Source organism: Trinickia sp. (assembly GCF_051961175.1).
In the GTDB taxonomy this organism is placed as follows: Bacteria; Pseudomonadota; Gammaproteobacteria; order Burkholderiales; family Burkholderiaceae; genus Trinickia.
The window spans coordinates 1-17,628 of the sequence record NZ_JBQCDN010000461.1 but is presented as its reverse complement, the minus strand read 5'-3'; the positions used below and the strand labels follow the sequence as shown (position 1 = coordinate 17,628).

Below are 17,628 nucleotides of genomic sequence, written 5' to 3'. Positions count from 1 at the left end.
AGGTGTTCGTGAACAACTACGGTGCGGGCGGCGGCGTCGAATTGCCGTTCGGCGGTACGGGTCAATCGGGCCATGGGCGCGAGAAAGGCTTCGAGGCGCTATACGGCTTCACCACATTAAAGACGATCGCGATCCGGCACGGCTAGGGGCTGGTGCCGTAGAACGTAGCGCTTAGCGTTGCGCCCCTCGGCATCCGTTCCCGGCGTGTCGACACGTCGTCGATTGGGGCGGCGAAGTGTGTAGGTTTCCCGATATCGCGTCGAAATGGCAACAACCGCGACAACGAACGACCACAACAGCAACAACAAAAACATCGACATGAACGAAAGCGCACGGGACACGCAAAAGAGCGCGCGCATCAGGAGCGGAAGCCGAATCAAAATCTACAGGCCGACGAGGCCAGGAGGCAGACAGCATGCGATTGCAAGGTAAAACGGCCGTGGTGACGGGTGCCGGCTCGGGCTTCGGCGAAGGCATCGCCAAAACGTTCGCCCGGGAAGGCGCGAACGTCGTCGTCAACGATTTGAACGGAGCGGCCGCCGAGCGCGTCGCGAGCGAAATCGCACTCGCGGGCGGGCGCGCGATTTCCGTCGCCGGAGATGTCACCCGCATCGACGATTGGCACGCACTGCGCCAAGCCGCACTGGACGATTTCGGCAGCGTGCAGGTCGTCGTCAACAACGCAGGGACGACCCATCGCAACAAGCCCGTCATGAACGTGACGGAGGCAGAGTTCGACCGCGTCTACGCGGTCAACGTCAAGAGCATCTACTGGAGCGTGCAAGCCTTCGTGCCGTACTTTCGCGAGCAAGGAGGCGGTGTGTTCGTGAACATCGCGTCGACAGCCGGCGTGCGTCCGCGGCCGGGCCTCGTCTGGTACAACGGCAGCAAGGGCGCCGTGATCGTCGCGAGCCGCGCGCTCGCCGCCGAACTCGGGCCCGACCGGATCCGCGTGAACTGCGTGAACCCGGTCATGGGCGAAACGGGGCTGCTCACCGAATTCATGGGCTGCGAAGACACGCCGGAAAACCGCCAGCGGTTTCTTGCGGGCATTCCGCTCGGCCGCTTCTCGACACCGCAGGACGTCGCGAACGCCACGCTCTATCTCGCCTCCGACGACGCGGCGTTCATTACCGGCGTCAGCCTCGAAGTCGACGGCGGGCGCTGCGTTTGACTGATCTCGGCGCTGAGCGTCCGAAGGTGCGAAAGCCTGAAGATCCGAAGCGCCGAGCGCCCCGAGTCGCACGGCTCGTAGCACGCCCTCACCCCACTATCACAACGAAGAGGAGACAACGAACATGGCCAGTCCCAACCCCGTCGATCCGCTCGCAATGCCCGGCGCCGGTGCGCCAACGTCCAGCTTCGAGGCCGCCACTTACCGCAAGGTATCGTGGCGGCTGTTACCGCTTTTGCTCGTCTGCTACCTCGTCGCTTACCTCGATCGGGTCAACGTCGGCTTCGCCAAGCTGCAGATGGCGCAAGCACTGCATTTGAGCGATGCTGTCTACGGTTTAGGCGCAGGAATCTTTTTTTTCGGCTACTTCCTGTTCGAGATTCCTAGCAATCTGATCCTGCATCGCGTCGGCGCGCGGCTCTGGGTGGCGCGAATCATGGTGTCGTGGGGCGTGATCTCGGTGCTCACGATGTTCGTCACGACGCCCGCGATGTTCTATGCCATGCGCTTCCTGCTGGGGCTGGCCGAGGCCGGCTTCTTCCCCGGCATCATCCTGTATCTGACCTACTGGTATCCCGCGCACCGGCGCGGACGCATGACGACGTGGTTCATGACGGCGGTGGCGCTGTCGGGCGTCGTCGGCGGGCCCGTCTCGGGCTACATTCTCAAAACCTTCGACGGCGCGAACGGCTGGCAAGGCTGGCAGTGGCTGTTCCTGCTCGAAGGGCTGCCGTCCGTGCTGGCCGGCGTGCTCGTATTCTTCCTGCTCGACGATCGCATCGCCAACGCAAGCTGGCTCACCACCGCGGAAAAGCAGCTGCTCGAACGCAACATCGGTACGGAAGACGCCGGCAAAGAGGATTTGCCGCTCGGCACCGTGCTCGCAAGCGGCCGCGTATGGCTCATGAGCTTCATCTACTTGTCGTTCGTCATGGGCCTGTACGGCGTGAGCTTCTGGCTGCCGACGATCATCAAGGCAACGGGCGTGAAGGACACGTTCGAGATCGGCTTGCTGTCGGCCATTCCGTTCGCGGCGGCTGTCGTCGCCATGATCGTCGTCGCACGCAGCGCGGACAAACACCGCGAGCGGCGCTGGCACGTGGCCGTGCCGGGCCTCGTGGGTGCGCTCGGGCTCGTGCTCTCCGTCGGCTGGGCCCACAACACGACGCTCGCGATGGCCGCATTGACGCTCGCCACGGCCGGCATCATTACGGCACTGCCGCTGTTTTGGAGTCTGCCTACGGCGTTTCTCGCGGGCGCCGGCGCGGCAGCCGGCATCGCCATGGTCAACTCGATCGGCAATCTCGCCGGCTTTTTGAGTCCTTACGCCGTCGGCTGGCTGAAGCAGACGACGGGGGCGAACGACTCGGGCATGTATATGCTCGCCGCCTTCATGGTGCTCGGCGCCCTGCTCGCCCTCAGCGTGCCGGCGCGGCTGGTGGATAAATAGGCGCACGTAGCGCCACGGCTCCTCTCCAGGGCAGTCACACGATCTTCATCGCCAGCGCACTGGCGCGATAATGCTCGGCAGCGCGGTCCGTATCGCCAAGTTGTTCGAACAGGCGCGCGAGCGCGCGATGCGTCCGGATGATGAGGGCGTCGTTGTCGTCGGCAAGCCGCAGCGCCGATTCCAGGAACGATTGCGCCTTGCCCCATAGCTGCTGATGCAGGCACAGACGGCCCAATGCGAACATCAGATCGGGATCCTCGGGGCGTTCCTTGCGCCACGCTTCCGCTTTTTGAATGAGCGGCAGCGCATCGGCCTGCGCCGTCTCCGGGTACCGCCGCAACAGCCGCGCATCCCAATTGTGAGCGAGCGCATCCTCGACGATCTTGCGCGCCTCCTGATGGCGATCCAAAGCGATCAGGAGCTCGGCAGCCAAATCGGCCAGGCGCGGCGATTGGCGCTCGGCCGGCGCCAGCGAATGCCACAGCGCGAGCAGCGCGTCGGGATCGTGACGACGATCGCGCAGCAAGTTCTCCGCCGCTTGCTGGCGCAGACGCACCGCGACGGCCGGGTGCAGCGCCTCGCGCTTTTCGAGCGTTTTCACGAGCTTGAGCACCTCGGCCCAATTCTTCAGCTGCTGCTGCGCGCGCAGCGCGATCTGCTGAGCGTGAATACGGCGCGTGCCTTGGGCCTGCATCTCCGTGAGGGCCGTGAGCGCACCGTCGGGATCGCGGCCATCGGCACGCATGTCGGCGCTCGCCATCAGGCGCGCATCCTGCCAATCGGGCGCATCGATCGCGCCGAGCCATTCGTCGCGCCGCACGTACTCGCGCATCCGATGCGCCGCGACGGCGGCCACAAGGCCCGCCGCGCCCTTGTTCGATTCGAGCGACAGCGCTTCCCGGGCCGCCTTCTCCGCCCGCGAGAACCGGCCCGCGTACAGGTTGCCGATCGCCTCGCGCAACGCCGCGTGCGCCTTCGCCTCTTTCGCCCGCACGCGATAGGCAGCGACGCGCTTCGGCATCGTCCAGACATTGCGGCCGATGCGGATCAACGCATAGAGGAGGATGAACGCGGCAATGATGCCCACCACCACGAGATTGAGCGATATGTCGACGCGATACGGCGGATAGACGATGAGCACCTGTCCCGCATCGAAGTGGCCGACCGTCGCCAGCACAACCGCGAGCACGAACAGCAACGCGAGCCACAAGAGTCCTCTGAGCGCCATCATCAGCCTCGGCTCTTGTAGTTGTGAACGGCCTCCAGGCTCGTGTTCAGGCTCGGCACCTCCACCGTCGCCGCGCCCTTCGTCACATCCTGGAGCAGTGCACGTACTGTCTGCGTGCGCTTGGATGTGCCGTCGAAGTAACGCGCGAGCGCCGCATCGGCCGCGTTCAAGTCCGCCGTGAGCGTTGCCTGGTTACGCGAGAGCAAGCCCAGGCGCGCCGACAGCAGCCGCAGCTTCACGTTGTCGCGGATGAACTCGCCCTGCTGCGGGGAATTGAGCATCGCATCGGCGTTGTCGAGCCGGCGCACCTGCACGAGACTCCGGAGCTCGGCGCCCGCTGCGCGCGAGAACACGCGCCACCAATGCAGCACGCGCGTTTCGCCGGGCACGGCGCCGCTCGCGGCGGACGGCGCCGATGCCGCTGCGGCCGGTGCCGCTTGCGCGCTCCGCGCTTCCCCGAGCAGGGGCAGTGAATCGATTTGCGCGATGGCATCGTCGAGCTTGATGGCGAGCCCGGTCAGATCGGTCGACGGCGCGGCCTTCAGCTTGTCGATGTCTTGCGCGATCGCGCGGCGCGCGACGAGCGCCTGCGGGCTGCCCGAGGCGGCCAGGCGCGAATCGGCGCTCTGCAGGGCGAACAGCGCGAGTTGCGTGTTGCCCGTGAGCTGCAGCTGCTCGCTCGCGCTCGAGAGCATCTGCTCGACTTCGGCGAACGTCCATTCGTCGCGATTGCCCGCGAGATCATGGTATTGCTGCTGAAGCGCTTGTTGCGCCGTTTGAGCATCGGCCAGCTTGCCTTGCAGCTGCTGCAAGCCGACGTCGGCCTGATGGGCTGTCGCCAGCGCCTGTTCCGTCTTGGCACGCAATTCCGCTGTCTGCGCCCCAAGCGTCTGCTGCCGGCCGGCGAGCTGCGTATCGAGACGATCGAGCTTGCGGTTGAACGCGAATGCGGCGATGCCTGTCGCGACGGCCAGCAAGATCACGACGATCCAGACGAAGCCACCGCCACGACGGCGCGGCGCATCGTACACGGGCGGCATCGGCGGAGGAAACGGCGGCGTCGCTGCCGGCTGGAACGAGGATGACGGTTCTTGGTTCGTATCAGTCATGCGCGAATGGGGCGTGGAAGTAGCCTGGGCCACGGAGGCCCGGACAGGTTGTTCGAATGAGGCGCGAGACGCTGCCGATAAAGCGCGCAAGGCCGCGAGGATGCGCGCATCGCCGGGGCCGGATGCCGTAATCGTATCAAAACCGACCGACCGCGCCGTCTCGGCAATGCGCGGATGCGGCACGACGAGCGGCGCGTGCAAAAGTGCCGCCCGATCGGCGGGTCCGAGCGAGGCCTGCGCAAGCGCCACAAGATTGCGGACGCCCTCCGAACTGGTGAGCAGCCAGGCATGCGGCGCACCATGCAGCAAGGCGCGAACGCGGGCCCAGGCGTCGGCGGCGGGGGCCGGTACGATTCTTCTGTACGCGCACACGGCCTCGACTTGCGCGCCCGCTTCGCGCAGCCGATCGGCCAGCCATTCCCGGCCGCCGTCCCCGCGCACGATCAGTACGGGCCGGCCGCTCAAGGCGGCGATGCCGAGACGCGTCGACAGCGCGGCGAACAGCGCTTCCGAATCGAATCGCGTGCCGGAATCGCCATTGCCATTGCCATTGCCATTGCCGTTCTCGCTTTCGCCGGGCATCGGGGCGCGTGCAACTGTAGTCGCATCGCCGGGGCGATCGGCTTTGCCGGCCATGTCGCCCACGGACGGCGCGTCGCCCGCCTGAGCCCCAGCCGGTGCGATGACCACGCAGGCGGGCGCGGCGATACCATGCCGGGCCAATTCGGCCACGCTGCCGGGCCCAACCACGCCGATCGGCACTTGTGCAGGCCAAACGAAGCCGGGCACCGCCGCGAGCGCACGTTCGATCGCATTCGGCGAGACGAAGACGACCAGCGCGTAGCGCTCCAGCGACGCAAATGCGGCCCGCAGCGGTGCGTCGTCCGCCACAGCGGCGATTTCGATCAGCGGAAAGTCGAACGCGTCGACGCCGTCACGCTCGAGCGCGGCGGCGAGTGCGCTCGACTGCCCGGCCGGGCGCGTCAGCACCGCCGTGAAGCGCACGGCGCCCGCGCGTTCGTTTGAAGAGAGGCCGCCGGGCTCGACGCTCGTCATCGGTCCGTGCCGGCGGTCACGCCGCCGGTTCGGCGCCGCGCGCCGCCGCGAGCTCGGTCACCACGGCGAGTGCGCCTTGCGCCACCAGCGAGCGTGCCACGGTGTCGCCGAGCGCGAGCGCGTCGGCCACGCTCGCCACCGCCGCCGAGGCGCTGGCAAATGCAGGCCGGCTGCCGTCGGGCATCGAGACGCGGCTGGCCAGATGCATTTCTGCGCCTTGCCATGCCGCATGGGCGGCAAGCGGCACATCGCAGCTGCCGCCGAGCGCACGCGAGACGGCCCGCTCAGCCTCCACAGCCAGGCGCGTGGGCTCGTGCCTCAGCGGTGCCAGCCAGGCTTCGAGCTCGGGCCGCTGTCCGCGAATTTCGATACCCAGCGCCCCTTGCCCCGCCGCGGGCAGGCTCTCGTCGACATCAAGCAACGCGCGGATGCGCGCGGCGAGCCCGAGGCGTTTCAATCCGGCCGCGGCCAGAATAATGGCCGCGTAATCGCCGCGATCGAGCTTGGCCAGCCGCGTGTCGAGATTGCCGCGCAGGGGCTGCACGACGAGATGCGGGTAGCGCGCGCGCAAAATCGCTTCGCGCCGCAGGCTCGATGTCCCGACGACGCTGCCGGCCGGCAGCGCGGCCAGCGATTCGTAATCGTTGGAGACGAATGCGTCCCGCGGATCCTCGCGCTCCATCACGGCCGCAAGCGTGAATCCCTCGGGCAGCGACATCGGCACATCCTTCAGCGAATGAACGGCCAGATCGGCGCGGCCGTCGGCCAGCGCGTTTTCGAGTTCTTTGACGAAAAGCCCCTTGCCGCCGACCTTCGAGAGCGTCCGGTCGAGGATCTGATCGCCGCGCGTCGTCATTCCCAGAATTCGGACGTCGCAAGATGGATATAATTTCCGCAGCGCATCGCGCACGAACTCAGCCTGCCACATCGCGAGACGGCTCTCGCGGGAGGCAATGACGAGTTGGGCAGGCGGTGCGGCTGAAAGCGTCTCGGAATTCATGTGTCAACACTTCGAATGACGGGATCGAACATCGGGAAATGGTAGCACGCACGCCTTGCCCCATTTTTCGCGCTTGCCGGCGGTCACGCGCGCACGAACGCGCCCCCGCGGCATCCGGGCGAGGCGGCCACGAGCGCTTCGCCGGCGGAATCGAAAGCGCACGCCAGCACGTTTGCAGTCGTTTGGTCAGTTTTGTGTAGTTGTCAGCAGTCAGCCCCCTTTTCACCCTGGCTTCACTGAGGAACCCACCGTGACGTCTTCCGGATCGGCGCGCACCGCCCGCCGCAACGATGCATCGCCTCGCGCGTCCGCAAAAAAATCTGCCGCGCTCGCCAGCGCCCCCTCGCCCGCAAAGGCCCGTGCCAACGGCGCCGCCACGCAGGCTAAAGCGACCAAAACGGTCAAAGCGGCCAGCCGCGGCCGCGAGGACAAAGATCAGCCGCTCTTTCAGGACATCCGCTACCTCGGCCGCTTGCTCGGCGACGTCGTACGCGAGCAGGAAGGCGATGCCGTGTTCAACGTCGTCGAAACGATTCGCCAGAACGCCGTCAAATTCCGGCGCGAGGACGACACGAGCGCCGCTCAATCGCTCGACAAACAACTGCGTGCGCTGACGCCCGAGCAAACCGTGAGCGTCGTGCGCGCATTCAGCTTTTTCTCGCATCTGGCGAATATCGCCGAAGATCGCCATCACAACCGCCGCCGCCGCATTCACGCGCTGGCGGGCTCGGCGCCGCAGGCCGGCACGATCGCCTGCGCGCTCGGCCGCCTCGCGCAGGCGGGCAACCTCGATGCCGGCTCGCTCAAGCGCTTCTTCGACGACGCACTGATCGTGCCCGTGCTGACGGCCCACCCCACCGAGGTGCAGCGCAAGAGCATTCTCGATGCGCAGCACGACATCGCGCGGCTGCTGGCCGAGCGCGATCAGCCGTTGACCGAGCGGGAGTTCGCCGGCAACGAAGCGATGCTGCGCGCCCGCGTGACGACGCTCTGGCAAACGCGGATGCTGCGCGATTCGCGCCTGACCGTCGCCGATGAAATCGAGAACGCGCTGTCGTACTACCACGCGACGTTCCTGCACGAACTGCCGGCGCTCTACGACGATATCGAAACGGCGCTCGCCGAGCATACGGGCGAACGCATTCACGTGCCCCCGTTCTTCCAGATGGGCAGTTGGATCGGCGGCGACCGCGACGGCAATCCGAACGTCACGGCACCCACGCTCGAACATGCGATCGTCCGCCAGGCCACCGTCATCTTCGAACACTATCTCGAGGAAGTGCACGCGCTGGGCGCCGAACTCTCGGTCTCGAATCTGCTGGCCGGCTCGAGCGAGGGGCTGAAGGCCCTGGCCTCGGCTTCGCCCGATCAATCGCCGCATCGCGTCGACGAACCGTATCGCCGCGCGTTGATCGGCGTCTATGCACGGCTTGCCGCCACGGCGCGTGCGCTGCTCGGCGAGGGGACCGCGCACACGCGCAGCGGTGTCTCCCGCGACGCCCAGCCGTATGCCGATGCGCAAGCGTTCGCGCAGGATCTGAATGTGCTCGTCGATTCCCTGGCAGCCCATCACGGCGCCTCGCTTGCCACGCCGCGCCTCGCGCCGCTCGCCCGGGCCGCGCAGGTATTCGGCTTTCACCTCGCCTCGATCGATTTGCGCCAGAGCTCGGACGTGCATGAAGCCGTCATTGCGGAGCTGCTGGCCCGAGCCGGCGTGGAAAGCAACTATGCGTCGCTGCCGGAGGCGGACAAGCTGCGCGTGCTGCTCGCCGAACTCGAACAGCCGCGGCTCCTGCGCTCGCCCTACCTCGAATATTCGCCGCTCGTGCAAAGCGAGCTCGCCGTACTGGAAACGGCGCGCGTCACCCGCGAGCGCTTCGGCGCGCGGGCGGTCCGCAACTACATCATTTCGCATACGGAAACGGTCAGCGATCTGGTTGAAGTCCTGCTGCTGCAAAAGGAAACGGGGCTGCTCGAAGGCACGTTGCGCGGCGGCCGCCGTGCCAGCGCGAAAAACGCGCTGATGGTGATCCCGCTGTTCGAGACGATCGCCGACTTGCGCAACGCGCCGGGCATCATGCGCGAATACTTTGCGCTGCCCGGGGTCGATGCGTTGCTCGCGCATCACGGCGGCGAGCAGGAAGTCATGCTCGGCTACTCCGACAGCAACAAGGACGGCGGCTTCCTCACGTCGAATTGGGAGTTGTATCGTGCGGAACTCGCGCTCGTCGCGCTGTTCCGCGAGCGCGGCATCACGCTGCGCCTGTTCCACGGCCGCGGCGGCACGGTCGGCCGCGGAGGCGGCCCGACCTATCAGGCGATTTTGTCGCAGCCGCCCGGCACCGTGAACGGCCAGATCCGCCTGACCGAACAGGGCGAAGTCATCGCCAGCAAGTTCAGTAACGCGGAGATCGGCCGGCGCAACCTCGAGACGGTCGTCGCCGCCACGCTGGAAGCGTCGATCGTCCCGCAGGGCAGCGCGCCCGCGAACCTCGCCGCATTCGAGGAAACGATGCAATCGCTCTCGAATTCGGCCATGGCCGCCTATCGTGCGCTCGTCTATGAAACGCCCGGATTCAAGGATTACTTCTTCTCGTCGACGCCAATCTCGGAAATCGCCGAACTGAACATCGGCAGCCGCCCGGCCTCGCGCAAGCTGCAAGATCCGAAGCACCGCCGAATCGAAGATCTGCGGGCGATTCCATGGGGCTTCTCGTGGGGGCAATGCCGTCTGCTGCTGACCGGCTGGTACGGCTTCGGCAGCGCCGTTAGCGCGCACCTGGACGGCGCCGCGAGCGACGCCGAACGCACCCGGCGGCTCGCTACGCTGCGCAAGATGTACAAGAGTTGGCCGCTGTTTTCGACACTGCTTTCGAACATGGACATGGTGCTGTCGAAAACCGATCTCGCCGTGGCCTCGCGCTATGCGCAACTTGTCGAAGACAAGAAGCTGCGCAAACACGTGTTCGAACGCATCGTCGCGGAATGGGAGCGGACTTCGCGTGCGTTGTCTGAGATCACCGGGAAAGAGGAGCGCCTTGCCGACAACCCGCTGCTCGCACGGTCGATCAAGAACCGCTTCCCCTACCTCGATCCGCTCAATCACTTGCAGGTCGAACTGCTGAAGCGCCACCGTGCGGGCGATTCCAATGCGCGTGTGCGCCGCGGCATTCATTTGACGATCAACGGCATCGCCGCCGGGCTGCGTAACACCGGCTGACGCCGGCAAGGCCAGCGCCCGATTGGGCCGCTGATTTGGCCACCGTTTAAAAAGGCTGTTCGCGAAAGCGGCAGCCTTTTTTATTGCATTGCACATATTGGGGTCGATTACCCTTAAGTGTTTATCCCCCCGCCATTCGCTCAAGTTTTCTGTTAACCCGGTCGTTAAGAAAATCGGAATGCCCGATTTTGTCGCTCCTGTTTTCTCATTCGTTCGCCGTTCATTCGCCGAGTGAGAGACGACGACAGATATCGACGCAGTGGGCTTTGTGAAGCGCGTCGCAGCCGTTTCCCGCGCGAAGCCGGTAAAAGATGCTTGTCGAACATGATTAACGTTTCGTCTCTTCCTCGATCGCTAGCCGGAATCCCGCGCGCATTTCGCGTCAGTCACGCGACAGCGCTCGGTTTGATTCTGGCCCTGTGGCTCGCACTCGGTGCCTTTTCCACCTGGGATGCGAGAACGGAAATGTCGAACGAGCGTTTGCAAGCCGATGCGCTCGCCGATGCGCTTTCCGCGCACACGTCACGCGTGCTGCGCGAAGCCAATCAGGTCGCCTCCGTGGTCGCATGGCTCGTGCGGCAGAATGGGGTGGATGTGCCGCTCGATAATTACGTCCATTCGGGCCTGCTCGATCTGGACGTATTCATCCAGGTCGCTGTCATCGACAAACATGGGCGGTTGCGCGCCTCGACGATCCCGGATTTCACGTCGATCGACCTCTCGGATCGCGAGCACTTCCGCGTCCATATCGATGATCCAAGCACGCGTCTCTTCGTCGGTGTGCCGGTGATCGGACGCATCAGCGGACAAACGTCGATCCAGCTGTCGCAACGTGTAAACGATCCACAGGGCCGCTTTCTGGGCGTCATCGTCGTCTCGATGCCGCCTTCGTATCTGACCGAGCTCTATGACACGCTGCGTCTCGGTCACGAGGGCCTGGTCTCCGTCGTCGGTACGCGCGACTTCGATATCCGGGCCCGTCGCAGTGGCGATCGCAGCAATCTCGATTGGCTGCGGATACCGCAAAACTCGCCGCTGCGCGTCGCGCTCGAAACATCGCCCCGGGGCCACTTCGATGCGGTGAGTCCGATCGACCATGTGCGACGCAGCGTCAGCTACCGGACGCTGCCCGATTACCCGCTCGTGGTGATGGTCGGCTTTTCGAACGCGGAGTTTCTTTCCGCGTTCCGCCTGCGCACGCTCGCGCTCGTGATCGCGGGAGTCGTGCTGACTGCATTGATCCTCTTCGCCGAGACGAATCAGGGGCGGCTGTTCCGCCGCTTGCAAGCCGCGTCGAGCCGCGAGCGCGAAGCACACGAACGCAAGGTCGTCGAGGCGCGGCGGGCCGACGCGCTGTTCAAGGCCATTCCCGATTCCGCGCTCGGTTTGTCAGCCGACGGCCACATCGACGGCTACAACCCCCGCGTGCTGGGGCTGCTGGGCTGGGACGGCGAAGCCATCGCCACCGCCACGCCCGCGCAGATCGCGCAGGCGTTTTTCCGCGATGATCGCAGCCCCGAGCGCGACGGCAAAGTGGACCAGTTCGCGCAGATGCTCGACGGCACGCTCGCCGAGCATTCGGCGAGCGCGGTGTTTCATCTCGACACGCCTTTTCCGAGCGTCTACGAAATGCGCGTCGAGCGGCGCGGCGCGGATTCGCGCGGCCTCGTCGCCCTGATTCGCGACGTGACCCACGAGTACGCGAACGAGCAAGCGCTGATGCAAAGCGAATCGCGCTACCGGCAACTGATCGAACTTTCACCGTACGCGGTCTTCCTGATCCAGGAATTCAAGATCGCCTTCGCCAACCCGAAAGCGCTCGAAATGTTCGGCGCGTATTCGGCCGCTCAGGTTCGCGGGCTGTCGATCGTGGAGTTCGTCCAGGCGGAACATCGCGACGTGATCGAGGAACGCATCGGCCGCCTGCTGCGCCGCTTTACGGCCGTGCCGGCGCGCGAAGAGAAATGGCTGCGGCTCGACGGCAGCGCGTTCATCGGCGAGATGACCGCCGTGCCGTACGAACTCGACGGCGTGCGTGGCGCCCTGGTCATGCTGCAAGACATCACCAGCCGCAAAGAGGCCGAGACGCAGCGCGACCGGCTGTTCGACCTGTCGCTCGATTTGACCTGTCTTGCCGACCCGGCAGGCCGCTTCAAACGCGTCAACCCGGCGTTCACGAAGGTGCTTGGCTGGTCCGCCGACGAACTGCTCTCGCGCCCGTTCATCGAGTTCGTGCATCCCGAGGACCGCACGCGGACGATGCTCGAAATCGATAGCCGCCGGCCCGGCGAGCCGATCGATCAGTTCGAAAACCGCTACGTGTGCAAAGACGGCAGCACACGCTGGCTCTCCTGGAAGGCGATTCAGCTCGAAGGGCTCATCTACGCGACCGCACGCGATGTGACCGAAAGCCGCCGCGCCACGCAGCAGCTCGAGCAGGCGCGCGCCGATGCCGAAGCGGCCTCGCGCACGAAGAGCGCGTTCCTCGCGACGATGAGTCATGAAATCCGCACGCCGATGAACGGCGTGATCGGCATGATCGAAGTGCTCTCGCAATCGCCGTTGTCGACCGACCAGGGCGACATGGTCACGACGATCCGCGAATCGGCGAACGCGCTGCTCACGCTCATCGACGATATCCTGGACTTCTCGAAGATCGAGGCAGGCCGGCTCCATATCGAACGCGTGCCGCTCTCGATCAAGCACCTGGTGGATGGGCTGTGCCAATCGCTGATGCCCGTGGCCGAGCGTGCCGGCGTCAAACTGACCAAGTCGGTTTCGCCCGATCTACCGAAGGTCGTGCTGTCGGACGATACGCGCTTGCGCCAAGTGCTCTACAACCTCGTCGGCAACGCGATCAAATTCTCGGGCGGGCGCCCCGACAAACCCGGCGCCGTCAGCGTCACCGTCGAAGCCGCGCCGCACCCGCAAGAGGCCGGCCACGTGCAGATCCGCTTCCATGTCGGGGATAACGGCATAGGCATGTCGGCCGATACGCTGCCGAAGCTGTTCAAGCCTTTCACGCAGGCGGAGGCGTCGACGACGCGCCGCTTCGGCGGCACCGGTCTCGGCCTTGCGATCTGCCGGCGGTTGTGCGAGCTCATGGGCGGCGAAGTATCGGCGCAAAGCGAGGTGGGCGTGGGCTCGACGTTCACGGTCAGCTTGCCGTTCGAGATCGGCGAGGCGGCCGAAGACGACCATCGCGCACTGTCGAACGCCGCTGCGAGGGGACGCGGTGCGGCCGGCTCCGGTGCCGGCGGCCTGGGCGCGAACCGCCCCGCACCGTCGATCGCTCAGGCGCGCGAGCTCGGGCGCTTGATCCTCGTGGCCGAAGACGATGCGATCAATCAGAAGGTGATCCTGCGCCAACTCGCGCTGCTCGGCCATGTCGCCGAGATTGCGGGCGACGGCCGCGAGGCGCTGGCGCATTGGCGCGCCAACCACTACGCGTTATTGCTGACCGATTTGCACATGCCCGAGATGGACGGATACGAACTCGTCGAAACGATTCGCCGGGAAGAATCCGAGGGCACGCGCTTGCCGATCATCGCGCTCACCGCCAATGCCGTGCAAGGCGAAGCGGCCCGCGCCAAGGCGGTCGGCATGGACGGCTATCTGACCAAACCGCTGCAACTCGCTCGCCTGCAAGCCGTGCTCGATTCGCATTTTCCCGTGCACGAAGGCCCGGCCGCCGCGGTGCTGCCCCCCGCGGCCGAGCCCGCGCCGGCGCACGAGCAGGCCGTCGATATCGACGTGCTCAAGGGCATCGTCGGCGACGATCCCGACACCGTACGCGAACTGCTCTCGGACTATCAGCAGTCCGTCGGACGGCTGGCCGCGGAATTGCGGACGCATTGCGATGCAGGCCGCGGCCGGGAAGCCGGTGCGATCGCGCACAAGCTGAAATCGTCGTCGCGCTCGGTGGGCGCACTGACGCTCGGCGATCTATGCGCCGAACTCGAAAACGCCGGGAAAGCCGGCGACCTCGCCCTGCTGGCCAACTGGGCCAAGCAGTTCGATGCGGCATTGGCGGCAGTCGAGCAATCGCTCGATCAGTTGCTGGCCGTCGAATCGAAATAATCAGGACAACTAAAGCAACCAGGACCGGGGACCCATCATCATGGAACTCAACGATCTGACTCCCAAGCGCGCGGCGGTACTCGTCGCGAGCCAATCCGTGGCCGATGCGGAGCTCGTCGGCAAGTTGCTGCAAGACGAATTCCACAACGTGCGGCTATCGACGAAAGCCGACTTCGCCGTCGAAGACTTCGAAGCGCACCGGCCTGCCGTGCTCGTGCTCGCCTTCGACACGCTCGAAGCGGCGCAGAGCTATTACATCGGGCTGTACCGACTCAGCCCCGTCGTGCACGAAACGCGTCATCGTGTCGTCGTGCTCTGCAACAAACACGATGTGTGGACCGTCTACGACCTGTGCAGCATGGGCCACTTCGACGATTACGTGTTGTTCTGGCCCGCGACCAACGATGCGCCGCGCATTCGCATGTCCGTCCATCAGGCGCTGCGGATCATGACGGCCAAGGAGCAGGCGGGCGATATCGCACCGCGCGCGGCTCCGTTGGGCGTCAGCGCGCCGCAGCCTGCACGCGCCGCCCCCGTCGAAGCCGAAACGGACACCGTGGCGGTGCGTCAGCCCGCGGCCGCGGCGCAAGCGGCGCCGGCCCGCGCGAACGCGCAACCCGCCGCGCCCAAGGCGGCGGCCGCCGTGCCGAAACGGCTGGCCGTACTCATCGTCGAGGACGACGGCTTCCAGCAAAAGCTGATCGGCCGCCTGATGACGGGGCTCGACATCGACGTCCTGTTCGCCGACAGCGGCGCGCAGGCGCTCGAACAGATGTGGGAGCACAAACCCGACCTCGTCCTGATGGACGTCGGGCTACCGGACACGAACGGTGTGGAGGCGACGCGCAAGATCAAGTCGATCGGCCAGTTCGGCCATGTGCCCATCCTGATGGTGACGGGTCATAGCGAGCGCAACATCGTCGTCGACAGTCTGAAGGCCGGGGCCGCCGATTTTCTCGTCAAGCCGTTCGACAAGAACACGCTGCACGAAAAGCTGCGTCAGTTCCTGCCGGCCTTGGCGGGGGTGTGATCCGGCGGAAAGCCAAGCAATCAGCAACGAGTGGTGCAGAACATGGAGCAAGGCACGCGGCCGCGCAAGATCCTCGTCGTCGACGACGAGCCGTTCGTCCTCAAAGTGCTGGTGCGGCAACTGGCCGCACTCGGCTACGAGGACATCCTTCCTTATGAACACGCGCAAGACGCGCTCGCAGTGCTCGAAGGCGACGATCATCAGGTGGATGTCGTCTTCACCGATCTGCAGATGCCCGGCATGGACGGCGTCGAATTTCTGCGCCAACTCGTGCAGCGCGGCTACGACGGCCAGGTTGTCCTGGTCAGCGGCGAAGACACACGCATTTTGAAGAGCGCCGAAAAACTCGCGTACTCGCGGGGCCTGCACGTGCTCGGATCGCTCGCAAAACCGGCCACGCGCGAGCAATTGCAGCAGCGGCTGCATTGCGTCAAGCCGCCGCAACCTGCCGGCGAGGCGCACACCCCCTATCTGCCGGAGGAACTGCGCGCGGCGATCGCGGCCGGGCAGATCGTGACCTGCTATCAACCGCAAGTCGCGTTCGCCACGGGGGAAGTGACGGGCGTCGAAGCGATGCCCGGCTGGCAGCATCCGCGCGATGGGCTCGTACCCGCCGACCGGTTGGTGGCGAGCGAGCCGCAACACGGCATCCTGAACGACTTGACGCGCACGATCTTGCCGTCCGCACTCGAACAAGCGGCGCAATGGCAAAGCTTGGGCGACGACTTCCGCGTCGGCATCAATCTGTCGATGGATGACCTGGCGGCGCTCGATTTTCCGGATTTCATCGTCGATGCGGCCGCGCGCGCGCATTTCCCGCTGTCGCGGCTCGTGCTCGAAATCAACGAAACGCGGATGACGCGCGATCGGCTCGTCTCGCTCGACGTGCTGACGCGGCTACGGTTGAAGCGCATCAGCCTGCTGATCGACGATTTCGGCGCCGGGCAGTCGTCGCTGGCCCACTTGCGCGATGTGCCGTTCGACGAACTGAAGCTCGATGGCGGCTTCGTGCACGGCGCAAGCCGGGACATGTCGCTCAACGCGATTGTCAAGGCGAGCCTGCTGCTCGCGCGTCAATTGAACATGCGTACGGTCGCTCACGGCATCGACGATGTCGAAGACTGGAACGTCTTGCGCGATTTGTCGTGCGATGTCGCCCAAGGCAGTTTCGTGGGCGCGCCGATGCCCGGCGACGCCCTGCCGCAATGGGCGCAGGCGTGGACCGAGCGCTATGCGGCGCTGGTACGCTGACTCTGCACCCGGAAACACCCGAATCCGGGAGCGCGTGAACGCAGCCGCGCACCTGACTGCGTTCCCGTCGTGAGCCGGGTCCGCGTTCAGCGGGCCTCCACCATCGCAACATCGAGCATGAACGAGCCGTCGGGCTGCACGCCGTAGTGTTCGCGCACCTCGTCGGGAGCACTCGCCCACAGCGAGCGAATCGCCTGCGCCCGCTCCGGCGGTGTCCGCATCCGCGCGATCCACGACGCGAACTCGATCGACAGGCGCCAGCGCTCGCGCACGCTTGCCGTGAAGCCGGCGGCGGCAAAGAGTGCGAGCCATTCGTCGGCGCGGTAGTTGCGCACGTGCGAGCCGTCGCGCAGCACTTCACTTGCCTGACAATGCGTGTCGAGCAGCGGATGATCGGCGCCGATCACGTCGATGAACAGCACCCCTCCGCCCGGCTTGAGTACGCGGCGCACTTCGGCGAGCGCTTGCGGCACGTCGTGCCAATGATGCGCGCTCATGCGGCTCACGACCCAGTCGAAGGAAGCATCGGCGAACGGCAAGCGCTCGGCCGCGCCTTGCTGCGTTCGAATGTTGGCCAATCCGCGCTCGCGGGCGGCCGCAGCGACCGTCGCGAGCATCGGTTCGGCGAGATCGTAGGCAACGACCGAGCGTGCGTGCGCGGCGCAAGCGAAGCTCGCATGGCCCGCACCGCAACCGAGGTCGAGGACATCGGCATCGGGCGTCGAGGCGATCTCGTCGGCCAGCGTGGCCAGATCGGCGCCGCTCGCGTGGGTTGGGCTGGTCAAATACGCGGCGGCGGTCGTGCCGAATGCGTCTGCGACCTGATCGTCGTGTTTCATCGGTGCGCTCCTTGGGCGGCTGGGGACAGCAAAGGACTGCGAAGCCGGGGTTCCGGCGGATAAGGCGTCGCTCGGGCGGCGAAACCCGCCCGTCGACCACGCGGCCGTCTGGAGACGGCGCGTACCGTTACAATATGGCCGGCGCAGTACCGGTACAAGGCAAGCAAGTATTCTGGTATCCGGCCTACCCG

11 protein-coding genes are annotated in these 17,628 nt (G+C 65.7%); 7 read left to right on the top strand and 4 right to left on the bottom strand.

The window, feature by feature from the left end; genetic code table 11:
* The 3 genes from ACTHL0_RS26210 to ACTHL0_RS26200 all read left to right on the top strand — a co-directional run.
* Window positions 1–146: aldehyde dehydrogenase family protein (locus tag ACTHL0_RS26210; RefSeq protein WP_440570009.1), on the top strand; the 146-nt coding region annotated here is incomplete at its 5' end.
* A 269-nt stretch (window positions 147–415) separates the two neighbouring features.
* Entirely contained in the window at window positions 416–1,174 is a 759-nt protein-coding gene (locus tag ACTHL0_RS26205) for an SDR family oxidoreductase (protein ID WP_440570005.1), read from the top strand.
* A 157-nt stretch (window positions 1,175–1,331) separates the two neighbouring features.
* Window positions 1,332–2,624 carry an MFS transporter gene (locus tag ACTHL0_RS26200; RefSeq protein WP_440570008.1) on the top strand — a complete coding sequence of 431 codons (1,293 nt, stop codon included), beginning with the start codon at window positions 1,332–1,334 and terminating at the stop codon, window positions 2,622–2,624.
* Window positions 2,625–2,658: 34 nt separating this feature from the next.
* Here the strand turns inward: ACTHL0_RS26200 and ACTHL0_RS26195 are convergent, their stop codons facing one another.
* From ACTHL0_RS26195 to hemC, 3 genes are read right to left on the bottom strand one after another with little or no spacing between them, the layout of a single operon-like run.
* Window positions 2,659–3,852 carry a heme biosynthesis protein HemY gene (locus ACTHL0_RS26195; RefSeq protein ID WP_440570007.1) on the bottom strand — a complete coding sequence of 398 codons (1,194 nt, stop codon included), beginning with the start codon at window positions 3,850–3,852 and terminating at the stop codon, window positions 2,659–2,661.
* 2 nt (window positions 3,853–3,854) lie between these two features.
* On the bottom strand, window positions 3,855–6,017 hold the full coding sequence (hemDX, locus tag ACTHL0_RS26190; protein ID WP_440570003.1) for a fused uroporphyrinogen-III synthase HemD/membrane protein HemX: 2,163 nt from the start codon (window positions 6,015–6,017) through the stop codon (window positions 3,855–3,857).
* 16 nt (window positions 6,018–6,033) lie between these two features.
* Window positions 6,034–7,017 carry a hydroxymethylbilane synthase gene (hemC, locus tag ACTHL0_RS26185; protein WP_440570002.1) on the bottom strand — a complete coding sequence of 328 codons (984 nt, stop codon included), beginning with the start codon at window positions 7,015–7,017 and terminating at the stop codon, window positions 6,034–6,036.
* 250 nt (window positions 7,018–7,267) lie between these two features.
* Here hemC and ppc point away from each other — a divergent pair, with 250 nt between their 5' ends.
* The 4 genes from ppc to ACTHL0_RS26165 all read left to right on the top strand — a co-directional run bounded on the left by ppc (window position 7,268) and on the right by ACTHL0_RS26165 (window position 16,598).
* Window positions 7,268–10,237: a phosphoenolpyruvate carboxylase gene (gene ppc / locus ACTHL0_RS26180; protein ID WP_440570001.1), complete on the top strand. Its 2,970-nt coding sequence runs from the start codon at window positions 7,268–7,270 to the stop codon at window positions 10,235–10,237.
* A 465-nt stretch (window positions 10,238–10,702) separates the two neighbouring features.
* A complete protein-coding gene (locus ACTHL0_RS26175) occupies window positions 10,703–14,317 on the top strand; it encodes a PAS domain S-box protein (protein ID WP_440570000.1) in 3,615 nt (1,204 codons plus the stop codon).
* Between the two features lie 40 nt (window positions 14,318–14,357).
* Window positions 14,358–15,347 (top strand): response regulator, encoded by a 990-nt coding sequence (locus ACTHL0_RS26170; RefSeq protein ID WP_440569998.1) that lies wholly within the window; start codon window positions 14,358–14,360, stop codon window positions 15,345–15,347.
* A gap of 42 nt (window positions 15,348–15,389) precedes the next feature.
* Window positions 15,390–16,598, top strand: a complete 1,209-nt coding sequence (locus tag ACTHL0_RS26165) for an EAL domain-containing response regulator (RefSeq protein WP_440569996.1) — start codon at window positions 15,390–15,392, stop codon at window positions 16,596–16,598.
* A gap of 86 nt (window positions 16,599–16,684) precedes the next feature.
* On the opposite strand, the gene ACTHL0_RS26160 is transcribed toward ACTHL0_RS26165, so the two are convergent.
* Window positions 16,685–17,437: a class I SAM-dependent methyltransferase gene (locus ACTHL0_RS26160; protein WP_440569994.1), complete on the bottom strand. Its 753-nt coding sequence runs from the start codon at window positions 17,435–17,437 to the stop codon at window positions 16,685–16,687.
* Between the last annotated feature and the right edge of the window lie 191 nt (window positions 17,438–17,628).

Coding starts and splice junctions, on each gene's coding strand:
- ACTHL0_RS26195 (WP_440570007.1), bottom strand. CDS start 3,852: ATGGCGCTCAGAGGACTCTTGTGGCTCGCGTTGCTGTTCGTGCTCGCG.
- ACTHL0_RS26160 (WP_440569994.1), bottom strand. CDS start 17,437: ATGAAACACGACGATCAGGTCGCAGACGCATTCGGCACGACCGCCGCC.
- ACTHL0_RS26175 (WP_440570000.1), top strand. CDS start 10,703: ATGTCGAACGAGCGTTTGCAAGCCGATGCGCTCGCCGATGCGCTTTCC.
- ACTHL0_RS26200 (WP_440570008.1), top strand. CDS start 1,332: ATGCCCGGCGCCGGTGCGCCAACGTCCAGCTTCGAGGCCGCCACTTAC.
- ACTHL0_RS26205 (WP_440570005.1), top strand. CDS start 416: ATGCGATTGCAAGGTAAAACGGCCGTGGTGACGGGTGCCGGCTCGGGC.
- hemC (WP_440570002.1), bottom strand. CDS start 7,017: ATGAATTCCGAGACGCTTTCAGCCGCACCGCCTGCCCAACTCGTCATT.
- ACTHL0_RS26170 (WP_440569998.1), top strand. CDS start 14,358: ATGGAACTCAACGATCTGACTCCCAAGCGCGCGGCGGTACTCGTCGCG.
- ACTHL0_RS26165 (WP_440569996.1), top strand. CDS start 15,390: ATGGAGCAAGGCACGCGGCCGCGCAAGATCCTCGTCGTCGACGACGAG.
- hemDX (WP_440570003.1), bottom strand. CDS start 6,017: ATGACGAGCGTCGAGCCCGGCGGCCTCTCTTCAAACGAACGCGCGGGC.